Here is a 13,791-nt window from a genome sequence, read left to right as displayed (position 1 = left end):
ATGAAACGTACACTCGCCATCCTCGCTCTGCTCGGCGTCATCAACATCGGTGCACCGGTCTGGGCGGAAGATAAACCGGCCGCCGCAGCCAGCACTGGCACCAGCGCGGTGACCGAACCCGCGGCTAGCGCGACGCCTTCGAGCACCGCGGCAAGCGCTGCCCCGGCCGCTGCCGCAGCCGCTCCGGCTCTGGTTGCCAACAAGGGCGACAACGCCTGGATCATGGTCAGCGCCGCGCTCGTCATCCTGATGTCCATCCCCGGCCTGGCCTTGTTTTATGGTGGCCTGGTGCGTACCAAGAACATGCTCTCGGTGCTGATGCAGGTCTTCGTCACCTTTTCGCTGATCAGCGTGTTGTGGGTCGTTTATGGCTACTCGGTGGCGTTCACCGAGGGCGGCGGCTTCTTCGGGGTGCTCGACAAAGTATTCCTGAAGGGAGTCACCGTTGACTCGGTGGTCGCCACATTCTCCAAGGGGGTGGTGATCTCGGAGCTGGCCTACGTGATCTTTCAGGGAGCTTTCGCGGCAATTACTTGCGGACTGATCGTCGGCGCCTTCGCCGAACGGGCAAAGTTCGCCGCGATCCTCGTCTTCATGGTGATCTGGTTCACCCTCTCTTATCTGCCGATGGCGCACATGGTGTGGTACTGGGCGGGGCCGGACGCCTATCTTGACGCGGCTGCTGGCGAGGCGGCCGGCAAGACCGCTGGCTTCCTGTTTCAAAAGGGCGCGCTCGACTTCGCTGGCGGGACGGTGGTGCACATCAACGCCGCTATCGCCGGTTTGATCGGCGCGATCGTCATCGGCAAGCGAATCGGCTACGGCCGTGAGTCGATGGCTCCGCACAGCCTGACCTTCACGATGATCGGCGCATCGCTGCTGTGGTTCGGCTGGTTCGGTTTCAACGCCGGTTCGGCGCTCGAGGCGAGCGGCGGTGCCGCGCTGGCGATGGTCAACACCTGGGTGGCAACCGCCTGCGCCGCGCTGTCCTGGATGCTGGCCGAGTGGCTGTTGAAGGGCAAGCCGTCAATGCTCGGCGCGGCTTCGGGTGCGGTGTCGGGCCTCGTCGCGATTACCCCGGCCGCCGGCTTCGTCGGTGTCATGGGAGCCATCGCCATCGGTCTGCTGGCCGGCGTGATCTGCCTGTGGGGCGTCAATGGCCTGAAGCGCCTGCTCGGGGCCGACGATTCGCTCGACGTCTTCGGTGTGCACGGCGTTGGCGGCATTCTTGGCGCGATCCTGACCGGTGTTTTCACCGATCCGGCGCTCGGCGGCACCGGTGTCTATGACTACGTGGCCAACAAGGTCGGCGACTACGACATGGCGGCCCAGGTCATCAGCCAGTTGTGGGGGGTAGGTACCGTGATCGTCTGGTCTGGCGTCGTCTCGCTGGTGGCTTTCAAACTCGTCGATATGGTCATCGGGCTGCGGGTGCCGGAGGAAGAGGAACGCGAAGGTCTCGACATCACTTCGCACGGCGAATCGGCTTACCACTATTGAAAGCTTCTGCAGGTGACTTCTCTCCCCTTGGGGCGCCTTCGTGGCGCCCATTTTTTTATCCTTCGCCGCCGCCGGCTGGAGTGGCGCCCGCCCACAGCCGCTTGTCGGCCGACACGGCCAAGGCCGCTCGTCTGTCGTCCGGCCTCGCTACTCCCGGCTCGGGCGCTTACCGAGTTTGCGCTGCAGCGTGCGTCGATGCATCTTGAGCGCGCGGGCGGTAGCCGAGACGTTGCCCTGATGTTCGCCCAGCACGCGCTGGATGTGTTCCCACTCGAGACGGTCGACCGACAACGGTGAATCGGCGACCGCCGTCGCCGCATCCCCCTCGCTGCTCTTGTTGAGCGCCGCCACGACCTCGTCCGCGTCGCATGGTTTGGCGAGGTAGTGGATGGCGCCGAGCTTGATTGCCTCGATCGCCGTCGCGATACTCGCGTAGCCGGTCAGCATGACGACACGCGTGTTCGGATCGAGGTCGATGAGCTTCCGGATGAGAAACAGTCCCGATTCTCCGGGCATCTTGAGATCCACCACGGCGTACTCGGGAGGCTGCGCCTGCGCTTTGAGGACAGCCGCTTCGACGTTCGCGGCAACGCTCACGGCATAGCCGCGGCGCTCCAGCGCGCGCCCGAGAACCCGGCGGAAGGCGTCGTCGTCGTCGACCAGCAGCAGCGTCGGGCGTTCGTCGGCGGTGTGTCTGGCATTTTGCACAAGCATGGATTCAGACTTTCAGGCGATCGAGTGGCAGGGTGACGCGAGTACGCACGCCCGCACGCGAATCGTCACGGTTAACGAGCTCGACTCTGCCACCAAAGCGCGCGATGGTGGCATTCGACAGAAACAGACCGATTCCGATACCGCCGCCGGGCTCTGCGCTGTTTGTCTTGGTGCTGAAGAATGCCTCACCCAAGCGCTCGGCAGCCTCGGCGTCCAGCCCCGGCCCCCCGTCGACGATCTCGATGTGACAGGTCTCGCTGTCCCAGTCGGCCGTGAAACGCAAGGCGTCGGGGTTCGCGCCATGGGCGTCGGCGGCATTGTCCAGCAGATTGAGTATCGCCTGTTCCAGCGTACGGTCGGCGGCGACCCGTGGCGCCGGCTGCTCGCCATGCAGCGTTGTGCTGAGCAAGGCGTGCGGGCGGATCACCTGCCACTCGTCGAGCAGTCGGTGCAGGTAGGCGTCGAGGGTCAGGGCGCGCAGGCTCTCATCGCGGCTCTGCCCGGTCGAAGCAAGAATCTGCGAAATCGTTCGCTTGCAGCGGTCGACCTGTTCGCGCAACAGCCACAGATCCTCCTTGATCTCGGGATCGTTGCCGGTGTTCAGTTCGAGCTCGCGGATGACGATCGCCATCGTCCCCAGCGGCGTACCCAACTGGTGAGCGGCGCCGGCGGCGAGCGTCCCGAGCGCGAGAATCTGCTCGTTGCGCAGCGCGGCTTCGCGGGCCGCCGCCAGCTGCCGCTCGCGGTCCTTGAGGGTCGAGGCCATACGGGTCAGAAAGAAAGCGACGATGCCGACGCTGATCACGAAGTTCAGCCACATTCCGAGGACATGCAGGGCAAAGCCGTTGTTGTGACTCGCATGCTCGCCAGCACCGCCGGTGGCACGAGCGAGCAGCGCATCGAACTGCGCCAGGTCGCCTTGAGGCGGCGGTAGCGGCAGGCTCCAGAAAATCAAAAAAGTATAAATGAGCAGTGTAAGGCCGGCCACCGTCCAGGCGCGCTTCGCCGACAGCATCGCCGCAGCCAGCGTCGGCGGCAGCAGGAAAAGCGAGACGAATGGGTTGGTCGAGCCGCCGGCGAAGAAAAGAAGCAAGCCCAGAGCAATGACATCGATCATCAGGTGGCCCAAGATCTCGCGTTCGCTCACCGGACCGCCACGCTCGAGCCGCCATCGAGTGGCCAGGTTGATCGCCGCGAGCAGCGCAATGGTCGCGCTCATGAACGGGACATCGAGGGGAATCCTGAGCCACGCCACCGCCAGCAGGAGGACGACCGCCTGTGTCAGCACCTCGAGTCGGCGTAGTGTTACCAGTCGGGCCAGCGGGTTGGCCGCTGTGGGCAGCAAAGCCGCTGGCGGATCGCGACGGGATGGAGGCATGGTCGGCACTTCACCTGGCGAGAGGTACAGACGTCAAATTTTACGCCGCCGACCGATCGCGTGCCTGCGGCTGCGGCAATTCGTCGCCTACTTCGCGAACGCCGGGAACACCGACTGGCGCCGGTATCTCGCGCCCGAGTGCCATTGCGCACCGAGCGGGAGGCCGTATCAACCTGTGCCAGTCGGGCTATCGCACGGCAGTGAGGGCTGCCGCCGGACGGAGATTCGTCCGGCGGCGAACTTTGGCCATGAAATGGTGACCAAGTAGCGCCGACCCGAACGACCTGGGCTGGTACCATTCTCCGCTCCCTTCAAACCTCCACGAGGAATCGACATGACGAACACAGTAACGCTTGGCGGCAAGCCGATGCAAGTAAGCGGCCGCTTTCCGCAGCTTGGCCAGTCGGCGCCGGACTTCACGCTGGTCGGCAAGGATCTTGCCGACGTTTCGCTGCGCAGCTTTGCCGGTCAGCGCAAGGTTCTGAACATTTTCCCGAGCATCGACACGCCGACCTGCGCGACGTCGGTGCGCAAGTTCAACGAGCGGGCGGCGGCGCTGACGAATACCGTGGTGCTCTGTGTTTCCGCCGACCTGCCATTTGCGCAAAGCCGTTTCTGCGGTGCCGAGGGACTCGACCGGGTGGTGATGCTCTCCACGATGCGGGGCCGCGATTTCCTCGAAGCCTACGGCGTCGCACTGAGCTCCGGTCCGTTGACTGGACTGGCGGCACGTGCGGTGCTTGTCCTCGACGGTGACGATACCGTATTGCACAGTCAGTTGGTGGCCGAGATCAAAGACGAGCCGGACTACGACGCGGCGCTGCAGGCGCTTGCCTGAGCCGGCGCGCCATCGCCTTGCCCGCCCCGCCGTCATCAGGTCCGGTGTCCGACGCCAACGGCACGTCGCCCACCAGGCAGCGACAAGGCATTCAGTCGATCGAGGTCGGCACGCGCCTGCTACGCGCGCTGGCCGCACACGGTCGCTCGATGATGCTGCGCGACGTGGCGCGCCATGCCGGCATGCCGGCGGCCAAGGCGCACCGCTACCTGGTGAGCTTCATGCGCATGGGCCTCGTCGAACAGGATGCCAACACCGGCCGCTACGATCTGGGTGAGTTCGCGCTCGAACTGGGCCTGGCGAGTCTGGCCAGGCTCGATCCGGTGCGGCTCGCCGGACCGGTGCTCGACGACCTCTGCGAGCACATCGGCGAAACCGTCGCGCTGGCGATGTGGGGCAATCGCGGCGCGACCTGTGTGCGCTGGGTCGAGGCGGGCGGTCCGGTGACCGTCACGCTGCGTAACGGCGTCGTCCTGCCGCTCACTTCGTCGGCCACCGGATTGGCATTTTCCGCTTTCTACCGCTCGCCGTATCTCAAAAAAATGCTCGACGCGGAAATAGAAGCCACCGCCGAACTGCGCCAGACGACACCCGCCGCGCTATCGGAGGTATTGACGCGGCAACTCGACGAGATTCGCCGGCATGGCATCGCCCGCGCTTCGGGCAGCGTGTCGCCGGGAATCAATGGCTTCAGTGCGCCGGTCTTCGATCATACGGGGCGGATGGTCGCGGCCATCACCTCGCTGGGTATCATCGGCAACTTCGACCTGGACTGGGACAGTCCGATGGCGCAGGCCACCAGGCAGGCGGCGGCCACCCTGTCGCGGCGACTCGGCGGTCAGGTCGCCGATGGCGCCGCGGATCAAGGCTCGTCCGCCGGCGACGTCATGCCGCAAGTGGCCGATGCCGAGCCGGCGTGACTGCCGACCGGCGTGTGGCGCTTGCTGCATCGCACCGTCGATCGGCACGCCGATACCCGGTCATCCGCGAGGCAAAGCGGCTGACGAGCCCTGCGTCAATCTGGGCGCGGATTACCTCTGTCGCCTGTGGGGCCGACCCGAACGGCCGGCTTTCTGCGGCGGCTTGCAGCCCTCGGTCGAGATGTGCGGCGACAATCGCCAGCACGCGCTCGATTGGCTGTCGGCACTGGAGCGGGCAACCCGGCCTTGAGTGCTAGAATGCGGGTTTTGTCGAGAACCCGTCGTGGACCTGTTGCTCCTGCTGAAAGCCCTGATTCTCGGCGTCGTCGAAGGACTGACCGAGTTTCTGCCGGTGTCTTCCACCGGCCATCTGATTCTCGCTGGCGACCTGCTCGATTTCAACGACGAGCGTGGCAAGCTCTTCGAGATCGTCATTCAATCCGGCGCCATGCTGGCCGTCTGCTGGGAGTATCGGGCGAAGATCACGCAAGTCCTGCTGGGGCTGCCGAGTGAACGCGCGGCGCAGCGTTTCGCGCTCAATGTGCTGATCGCTTTCCTGCCGCTGGCGATCATCGGCCTGCTCTTCGGCAAGGCGATCAAGTCGTATCTTTTCAACGCGCCGGTCGTCGCGACGGCTTTCATCGTCGGCGGCCTGATCATTCTCTGGGCCGAACGCCGCGACCACCGCATCCGCGTCGAGTCGGTCGACGATCTGACGCCGGCCGATGCCCTGAAGCTCGGACTGGCGCAGGCGCTGGCCTTGATCCCGGGCACGTCGCGCTCGGGAGCAACCATCATCGGCGGCCTGTTCTTCGGTCTCTCGCGCCGCGCGGCGACCGAGTTTTCGTTCTTTCTCGCCATACCGACGCTCATCGGAGCGAGCCTCTACCAGCTTTACAAGGAACGTGCCCTGCTTTCCTTCGACGATCTGGGGATGTGGATCGTTGGCTTCGTCGCCGCCTTCGCCTCGGCCTTCTGGGCGGTGCGCGGGCTGTTGCGCTACATCAGCACGCACGACTTTGCGATCTTCGCCTGGTACCGCATCGCCTTTGGCATCGTCGTTCTGGCGACCTGGCATTATGGCGCCGTTTCCTGGACGAGTGGCTGAGTTGGTGGCGCCGCGCATCCTCTACCTGCACGGCTTCTGCTCGTCGCCGGCCTCTTGGAAAGCGCGGCTGCTCGGCGAGCGACTGATCGGCGCCGGTCTCGGGGAGCGTTTCGCCTGCCCCACGCTGCCGCCCGTTCCGTTCGCCGCGATTGCCAGCGCGGAGAAACTGCTCGCCGCGGCCGACGGACCGACAACCTTGGTCGGCAGTTCGCTCGGCGGCTATTACGCCTCCTGGCTGGCCGAAAAATACGACTTGCGCGCCGTACTGATCAACCCGGCGGTAATGGCACCCGCCTTGCTCGGCGGACTGGTGGGAACGCAGACCAATTTCCACACCGGCGAAACCTTCGAGTTCACGCCCGAGCACGTCGACCAGTTGCGCGCCCTCGCAACACCGTCCGTGACCCCCGAGCGCTACCTGTTGCTGGTCGAAACCGGCGACGAGGTGCTGGACTACCGCTTGGCCCTGGCACGCTACGCCGGCAGCCGCCAGGTGGTCATCGACGGGGGTGATCACAGCTTCGTGCACTTCCCCGATCTGCTGCCGCAAATCATTGAATTCTGTGGGCTATAATCGCCGTGATGCACGTTCTATTCGAGGAAGACGGGGTTTTCCGGGCGGCCACCATCGTGACCGACAACGACTCGTCGCTGCAGGTCGAAATGGCTTCCGGCAAACGCAGCAAAGTCAAGTCGGCGAGCATCCTGTTGCGCTACAGCGAGCCGGCGCCAGCCAGTCTGCTCGACCAGGCCGAGGCGCTGGCCAGCGGGATCGAGCCTGACTTTCTCTGGGAATGCCTGGGTGAAGGCGAGTTTTCCTTTTCCGAAATTGCCGACGAGTACTTCGGCCATGTCGCCACGGCAGTCGAAGCGTCGGCGCTGCTGCTGGCCCTGCATGCGGCGCCGATCTACTTCCATCGTAAGGGCAAGGGGCGTTTTCGCAAGGCTCCCGCTGACATCCTGCAGGCCGCTCTCGCCGGTCTCGAAAGGAAGCGCCAGCAGGCCGTCGCAATCGAACGAATGATCGTCGAGCTCAAGGCTTTCTCGCTGCCCGCCGAGTTTCCGCCACTTATCAGGCAGTTGCTCTACAAACCCGACCGCAACCGCGGCGAGGCCAAGGCGCTCGAAGTGGCTTGCCGTGAAACCGGCCTCTCGGCGGCCCATCTCCTGGCTCGATGCGGCGCCATCCGCTCGGCCTACGACTACCATCTGCAGCGTTTCCTGCTCGAGCGCTTTCCGCACGGGACGGGCTTTCCGCCCTATCCCGCGCCGCCCCTGCCGGGTGGCCTGCCGCGTGCCGATGTGCAGGCCTTCTCGATCGACGATGCGACGACGACCGAGATCGACGATGCTTTCTCGCTGCAGACGCTGCCCGGTGTCGGCTGGCGGGTCGGCGTCCATATCGCGGCGCCGGCGCTGGGTATCGCGCCGGGTTCGCCGCTCGACGATATGGCGCGCGACAGGTTGTCGACCGTTTACATGCCCGGCGCCAAGATCACCATGTTGCCGGACGCCGTGGTGGACCGCTTCACGCTGTCCAGCGGCCGTACGTCGCCGGCCGTTTCTCTCTATCTCACTGTAACCCCCGACTTCGAGATCACGGCACATGAGTCGCGCCTCGAGAACGTTCCCGTCGTTGCCAACCTTCGCCACCACGACATCGAACCGTTGTTCAACGAGCAGACGATTGCGGCCGGCCTGCCGGAGTTCGCTTTTCGCGCCGAACTGATGACGCTCTGGCAACTGGCCAATGCCTGCGAGGGTCGGCGCGGCAAACCGTCGGCAATGGCAGGCAATCACGATTACAACTTCCGGATCGACGGCGATCTGGCCGACGCCGAGGCGTGCCGGGTCGAGATCAGTGCCCGCCGGCGTGGCAGCCCGCTCGACAAGCTGGTCGCCGAGCTGATGATAATCGCCAACAGCACCTGGGGCGGTCTGCTGGCCGAGAAGGGCGTGGCGGCCATCTATCGCGTACAGACCGGCGGCAAGGTGCGCATGAGCACCGTGGCGCAAGCGCACGAGGGTCTCGGCGTCAAACAGTACGCCTGGTTGTCGTCGCCGCTTCGGCGCTACGTCGACCTGCTCAACCAGTGGCAACTGGTCGCCCTCCTGAACGGTGAGACACCGCCCTTTGCCGCCCGCTCGGATGCCTTGTTTGCGGCGCTGCGCGATTTCGACCTTGCTTACAGCGCCTACGCCGAGTTCCAGCGCAGCATGGAACGTTACTGGTGTTTGCGCTGGCTGCGGCAGAACGGTCTCGAGACGATCGAGGCGACGGTCGTCGGCCGCGAGAACTTGTGCCGGCTGGACGATCTGCCGCTGGTGCAGCGCATGGCGTCGGCGCCGGATCTCAAACCGGGTCAGCGGCTCCGGCTACGCATCGAATCGATCGACTTTCTCACCCTGGAACTGGCCTGCCGTTACGTCGATACGCTCGTCGCCGTGAGCGCCAGCGCGCCGCTGGCTGACGACGAAATGCTGGAGGCGGTCGATTGAAGTGAACGGCAGGGCACGCGAACTGTCGCAGCATATTCTCGCTCTCGCCGGGCGCCGCTTGTGGCTGGCGCTGGGCGTCTCGCTGCTGCTGCATGCCGTCCTGCTGTCGCTGCACTTCAACTTCCCGAACGCCGCACGTGCCTTCCAGGATCGCGCGCTCGACATCATACTGGTCAACAGCCGCTCGGCCAGGAAGCCAGCCGACGCCCAGGTGCTGGCGCAAGCTCATCTCGACGGCGGCGGCAACACCGAGGAGAAGCGACGCGCCAAGACCCCGCTGCCTCCAGCTCCCCGGCATCAGGACGGCGATGATCTGGACCAGTCGCAAAGGCGCATCCAAGAACTCGAGGCGCATCAGCAACGATTGGCGGCGCAGACGCGCAGCCGTACCGTCGTCGCGCCGATGGCGGACAAGGCGACCCAACCGGAACCTTCGCCCAGCATCACCGGCCGTGACCTGGCGCAGAGTGCTCTGGCCATGGCGCGCCTCGAAGGCGAGATCGCCAAGGAGGTCGACGACTACAACCAGCGGCCGCGCAAGAAGTTCATCGGCACGCGCGCCGACGAGTACCGCTTTGCACAGTACGTCGAGGAGTGGCGGCTCAAGGTCGAACGTGTGGGAACCCTCAACTATCCGGAGGCGGCGCGCGGAAAACTCTATGGCAGTCTGGTTCTGACGGTGACCCTGCGCGGTGACGGAACGGTCGCCGCGGTCGAAATCAACCGCTCGTCGGGACACCGGATTCTCGACGACGCCGCGCGCCGCATCGTCACCATGGCGGCGCCCTTTGCCGCCTTCCCGCCAGCCATTCGGCACGATACCGATATCCTGGTCATCACCCGAAGCTGGAACTTCACCCAACGCGACAGCCTCGAAACTCGAGCAAGGTAGGCCACGATGAGCGACCGTTACTGCGTTTTTGGCAACCCGGTGGGGCACAGCAAGTCGCCGGCGATTCACGCCGCCTTCGCCGCCCAGTGCCGGCAGGATATCCGCTACGAAGCCATTCTCGTGCCGCGCGATGGCTTCGCGGAAAGCGTGCGCGACTTTGCCGCCGCTGGTGGCCGTGGCGCCAACGTCACGCTGCCCTTCAAGGAAGAAGCCTACGGGCTGACGACGCGGCTGTCCGCCCGCGCCGAACTGGCCGGCGCGGTCAACACGATGGTTTTCCATCACGCGGACGTTTTCGGCGACAACACCGACGGCGCCGGCCTGCTCTTCGATCTCGGCGTCAACCTGTCCTGTCCGATCGCCGGCAAGCGAGTGCTGTTGCTCGGCGCGGGCGGTGCGGCGCGTGGCGTCGTCGGACCGCTGCTCGACGCTCGACCGGCGAATCTGGTCATCGCCAACCGGGCGGCGGCGCGCGCCGAGGATCTGGCACAGCGCTTCGCGGGGGCGACTTCACCGGTCGGCTGCGGCTACACCGATCTCCCCGGCATGTGCTTCGATGTGGTGATCAACGCCACTTCGGCCAGTCTGGGTGGCGAGCTGCCGCCCCTGCCGAGCGGGATTTTCGCGCCCGGCAGCCTGGCCTACGACATGATGTACGGACGGGAGGCGACGCCCTTTCTGGCCTTCGCCGCTCAACAGGGCGCGGCCCGCCTGGCGGATGGCCTCGGCATGCTCGTCGAACAGGCGGCGGAAGCCTTTCTCGTCTGGCGCGGCATTCGCCCCGCAACGGCACCGGTACTGGCCATGCTGCGCGTCGCTCTGGAGCGATGAGGCAAGCCTTCGCCTGGCTCAAGAAGCTTATCCTTGGTCTGGTCGCCGTCCTGCTGCTCTATCAGTTGTGGCTATTCGGCTGGGTCTTGTGGTGGAACTGGGTCAATCCGGAAACCACTCGCTTCATGAGCATCCGCCTCGACGAACTGCGGGTCAAGGACCCGCAAGCCCAGTTGAAGAGGGAATGGAGCGCTTACGGCCGGATCTCGGCGCATCTCAAGCAGGCGATCGTCGCGGCCGAGGATGCCAAGTTCGTCGATCACGAAGGCTTCGACTGGGAAGGCATCCAGCACGCCATCGAAAAGAACCAGCGGAAAGGGCGCATCGTCGCCGGCGGATCGACGATTTCGCAGCAGCTTGCCAAAAACCTCTTCCTGACGCCGGCCAAGACGTCCTGGCGCAAGGCGGAAGAGGCAGTCATCACCTTGATGCTGGAAGCCGTCTGGAGCAAGCAGCGCATCCTCGAGGTCTACCTCAATGTCATCGAGTGGGGTAATGGTGTGTTCGGGGCCGAAGCGGCGGCCCGCCACTACTACGGTGTTTCAGCGGCGCAACTGTCGCGCGAGCAGGCCGCCCGGCTGGCCGGAATGGTCCCCAGCCCGCGATTCTACGATCGCAACCGCAACGCGCCTGGACTGGCCAGAAAGTCCGCGATCATCCTGGCCCGCATGCCGTCGGCCGAGGTGCCGTGACGGCCGGCCAAGCGGCGGGAGGCGAAGGCCCGGCCCGCCCAACGCTGCCGACCGCGCACCGCCGGCCTGCGATACACTCGTCACTTGAACGATCTCTGGCCCGCTCCGGCAGGCAGAACGAACCAGGAGTACTCATCCCATGAAGCTTCGCACCATACTGTTGCTGCTTGTCCTTGGCGCCATCGCGGCCTTTTCGGCGCTCAACTGGAACCAATTCATCGCCCCGACCACGCTCTCGCTCGGAGTGACCGAGCTGCAGGCGCCGCTCGGCGTACTCATGCTCGGTGTGGTAGCGTTTCTCACCGCTTTCTTCCTGGTCTTCGTGGTCTATGTGCAGGCGTCTGCGCTCCTGGATTCGCGCCGGCATGCGCAGGAACTGCAGCTCAACCGCGAACTGGCCGACAAAGCGGAGGCCTCCCGCTTCACGGAACTACGCGCCTTTCTCGAGGCCGAGCTGCAGAAGCTGGCCAATCGTGACAGCGGCTCCCGGGCCGCGACGGACACCGCGGTCCTCGCCCGGCTCGACCGGCTCGAGAAAGATTTGCTGACCGCCGTCGAACAGTCCGGCAACAGCCTGGCGGCCTGCATCGGGGAGTTGGAGGATCGGCTGGAAAGAAACGGCGGCGCTCTGTCGACTCGCCGGCCGGGCGACACCTGGTCGGCTTGAGCCGCGGCAGCCGTCGATGCACCGACCCGGTCGTACGCTGTCGCCGACGCGACCGCCGCCCTCTCCGGCAGCAGCAAGCCCCTCAGCCCCCGATCCTTCATCCCATCTTCCTCTGTCGAACGCTCTCGAGTTGCTGCAAGCCCGGCATTGATGAGGGATTGCGGCCAGGAAGGCGGGTCACGATCCAGTTCGAGCCCGACTGAGGTGCCGCCAACGGCGGCTTAGGCGCGCTGTAGTCGAAGGCTGGCGGACCGATGGCGTTCGCGTCGCTGAGGCTCGCGCTGTGGCGAAAGTCCACCATCCCGGCCCGCTACCTGCTTGGGACGATGGCTGCACGCGACGAACGCTTTCGGCAATGGTCGGGCGCCAAGACCGATCAGGCGCTGCCGCGACCTGCAGCGGCAGCCGGATCCTCGACCTCGCCTACGATGCCAACCAGCGCCTCGTCGCCGCCGCCGGCAACGGCGTCAGCGAGACCTACGGCTACGAGACGACCAGGGCCGGCGGATCCTCAAGACGAGCCACGGCGTCACCACCTGGTACCTCTACAATGGCTCGGACATCGTCGCCGAGTACGAAGGCGACTGGCAGCCGCCGACAGCCTTCACGACGCACGGTCCGAACACCGACGACCCGATCGTGCGCTACACCCGCCACGCCGCCGGCGGCTACGACAAGCGCAACTACCACCAGGATGCGCCGACCAGCGCGGTCGCCGTCACCGACGGCAACGGCGCGCTGGTCGGCGCGCAACTGGGCCGCATCGAGCGCTACGGCGATACCGGGCGCGAGCCCGACGCCAGCGGGCTGATCTACTACCGCGCGCTACGACGATCCGGCGCTCGCGCGCTTCACGCAAAGAGACCCCAGCGGGCTGGCCGGCGGCCTCAACCCCTACGCCTACGTCGGCAACGACCCGGTCAAGTACATCGACCCGAGCGGGCTGGTCAGGGCCAGCCCGGTCAGCACGAGCAACGAGACCGCCTACGGCGTCGGCGACTGCCTGTCGGCCAACGGCTACGGCGACGACGGAGAAACGCTGACGGATGCCGAGGTCGCGCGCGGGGAGGTGGAGTTCGGGGAGGAGGCGGTAGGGCTGGCCGAAGGCGGATGCACCTCGTTCGGCGTGCGGGCAAGGCTTCAGACAGGGATCGATGCCTGGGTTGAAGAGGCTGACTACTCGGTGCCGGCGATGGCCGCCGGTGCGCTGCTGACTGCGGCCAACCAAATGGGTGTGGCGGATACGCCGTTGGAAGCGGCAATGATGTTCGTGGCGCCGGTCCGCGTGCTGGGTAGGGGTAAAAACCTCGGTGTCAGGTCTTGAATCTTGCATTCGCTCACCTATTCCGCCCGAAACCGAACACATCACCCTCGCCAATACCGTCGCCGCCAAGAAAACCGCCCGCTTGAAACCAACCTCGATGACCGACACCCCCCTTGCTTTCACTCCGCCTCCGGCTCCAGCCACCGGCGCGTCTGCCTCCGCACCCATCTTGCCCGAGCGGCTGGCCACCAGTCTCGAACAGGCCGGGAACAGGCCCTCGACCGGCCCTTGCTGGACGCCTCGTTCCGCCGCCACTTTTCCAGGAACTGCCGCATGAAATTCCTTTGCCGGTCAGCCCAGTTCGCCCTTCTCGCCGCTGTGCTCCTGCCACTGCCGACTCTTGCCCAGACGCCGCCGGTGGCGGCGTGGCTGCCGGCGGTCCTGCAACTGCTGCTGTCCTGCACCCCGGAGCCCGGCGCGGGCGTCTG

Annotated in this window: 14 protein-coding genes and 1 pseudogene; 13 read left to right on the top strand and 2 right to left on the bottom strand. The window is 65.6% G+C overall.

The features are described 5' to 3' along the window. Positions 1–1,500 (top strand): ammonium transporter, encoded by a 1,500-nt coding sequence (gene amt / locus Q1M07_RS10385; RefSeq protein WP_300453666.1) that lies wholly within the window; start codon positions 1–3, stop codon positions 1,498–1,500. A gap of 147 nt (positions 1,501–1,647) precedes the next feature. Here the strand turns inward: amt and Q1M07_RS10380 are convergent, their stop codons facing one another. Together Q1M07_RS10380 and Q1M07_RS10375 are read right to left on the bottom strand one after the other, a co-directional pair. Further along, a complete protein-coding gene (locus Q1M07_RS10380) occupies positions 1,648–2,214 on the bottom strand; it encodes a response regulator transcription factor (RefSeq protein ID WP_300453665.1) in 567 nt (188 codons plus the stop codon). A 4-nt stretch (positions 2,215–2,218) separates the two neighbouring features. Then, positions 2,219–3,592: an ATP-binding protein gene (locus tag Q1M07_RS10375; RefSeq protein WP_300453664.1), complete on the bottom strand. Its 1,374-nt coding sequence runs from the start codon at positions 3,590–3,592 to the stop codon at positions 2,219–2,221. 334 nt (positions 3,593–3,926) lie between these two features. Between Q1M07_RS10375 and tpx the strand changes: the two genes are divergently transcribed. The 12 genes and pseudogenes from tpx (at position 3,927) to Q1M07_RS10315 (ending at position 13,363) form a co-directional block, all read left to right on the top strand. After that, positions 3,927–4,430 (top strand): thiol peroxidase, encoded by a 504-nt coding sequence (gene tpx / locus Q1M07_RS10370; protein ID WP_300453662.1) that lies wholly within the window; start codon positions 3,927–3,929, stop codon positions 4,428–4,430. Positions 4,431–4,474: 44 nt separating this feature from the next. Next, positions 4,475–5,350, top strand: coding sequence for an IclR family transcriptional regulator (locus tag Q1M07_RS10365; RefSeq protein ID WP_300453660.1), 876 nt, complete (start codon positions 4,475–4,477; stop codon positions 5,348–5,350). Further along, entirely contained in the window at positions 5,334–5,600 is a 267-nt protein-coding gene (locus Q1M07_RS10360) for a YkgJ family cysteine cluster protein (RefSeq protein ID WP_300453658.1), read from the top strand. The genes Q1M07_RS10365 and Q1M07_RS10360 overlap by 17 nt, the downstream gene beginning before the upstream one ends. 33 nt (positions 5,601–5,633) lie before the next feature. Beyond that, the gene (locus Q1M07_RS10355) at positions 5,634–6,458 is read left to right on the top strand and encodes an undecaprenyl-diphosphate phosphatase (RefSeq protein WP_300453657.1); all 825 of its coding nucleotides are present in this window, start codon (positions 5,634–5,636) and stop codon (positions 6,456–6,458) included. After that, the gene (locus Q1M07_RS10350) at positions 6,430–7,032 is read left to right on the top strand and encodes a YqiA/YcfP family alpha/beta fold hydrolase (protein WP_300453655.1); all 603 of its coding nucleotides are present in this window, start codon (positions 6,430–6,432) and stop codon (positions 7,030–7,032) included. The genes Q1M07_RS10355 and Q1M07_RS10350 overlap by 29 nt, the downstream gene beginning before the upstream one ends. Positions 7,033–7,040: 8 nt before the next feature. Continuing rightward, the gene (locus tag Q1M07_RS10345) at positions 7,041–8,957 is read left to right on the top strand and encodes an RNB domain-containing ribonuclease (RefSeq protein WP_300453844.1); all 1,917 of its coding nucleotides are present in this window, start codon (positions 7,041–7,043) and stop codon (positions 8,955–8,957) included. Between the two features lies 1 nt (position 8,958). After that, the gene (locus tag Q1M07_RS10340) at positions 8,959–9,849 is read left to right on the top strand and encodes a TonB family protein (RefSeq protein WP_300453654.1); all 891 of its coding nucleotides are present in this window, start codon (positions 8,959–8,961) and stop codon (positions 9,847–9,849) included. A 6-nt stretch (positions 9,850–9,855) separates the two neighbouring features. Beyond that, on the top strand, positions 9,856–10,680 hold the full coding sequence (gene aroE / locus Q1M07_RS10335; protein ID WP_300453652.1) for a shikimate dehydrogenase: 825 nt from the start codon (positions 9,856–9,858) through the stop codon (positions 10,678–10,680). Beyond that, positions 10,677–11,372 carry a monofunctional biosynthetic peptidoglycan transglycosylase gene (mtgA, locus tag Q1M07_RS10330; protein WP_300453650.1) on the top strand — a complete coding sequence of 232 codons (696 nt, stop codon included), beginning with the start codon at positions 10,677–10,679 and terminating at the stop codon, positions 11,370–11,372. The genes aroE and mtgA overlap by 4 nt, the downstream gene beginning before the upstream one ends. Positions 11,373–11,511: 139 nt before the next feature. Continuing rightward, entirely contained in the window at positions 11,512–12,039 is a 528-nt protein-coding gene (locus tag Q1M07_RS10325; protein ID WP_300453648.1) for a LapA family protein, read from the top strand. An 829-nt stretch (positions 12,040–12,868) separates the two neighbouring features. Continuing rightward, positions 12,869–12,973: pseudogene (locus tag Q1M07_RS10320) on the top strand (RHS repeat-associated core domain-containing protein); the annotation flags it as partial. 135 nt (positions 12,974–13,108) lie between these two features. After that, positions 13,109–13,363, top strand: a complete 255-nt coding sequence (locus tag Q1M07_RS10315; protein WP_300453646.1) for a hypothetical protein — start codon at positions 13,109–13,111, stop codon at positions 13,361–13,363. Positions 13,364–13,791 lie beyond the last annotated feature (428 nt).

The sequence above is a fragment of the Accumulibacter sp. genome (assembly GCF_029255285.1).
GTDB lineage: Bacteria > Pseudomonadota > Gammaproteobacteria > Burkholderiales > Rhodocyclaceae > Accumulibacter.
This window is presented reverse-complemented; position numbering and strand designations above follow the sequence as displayed.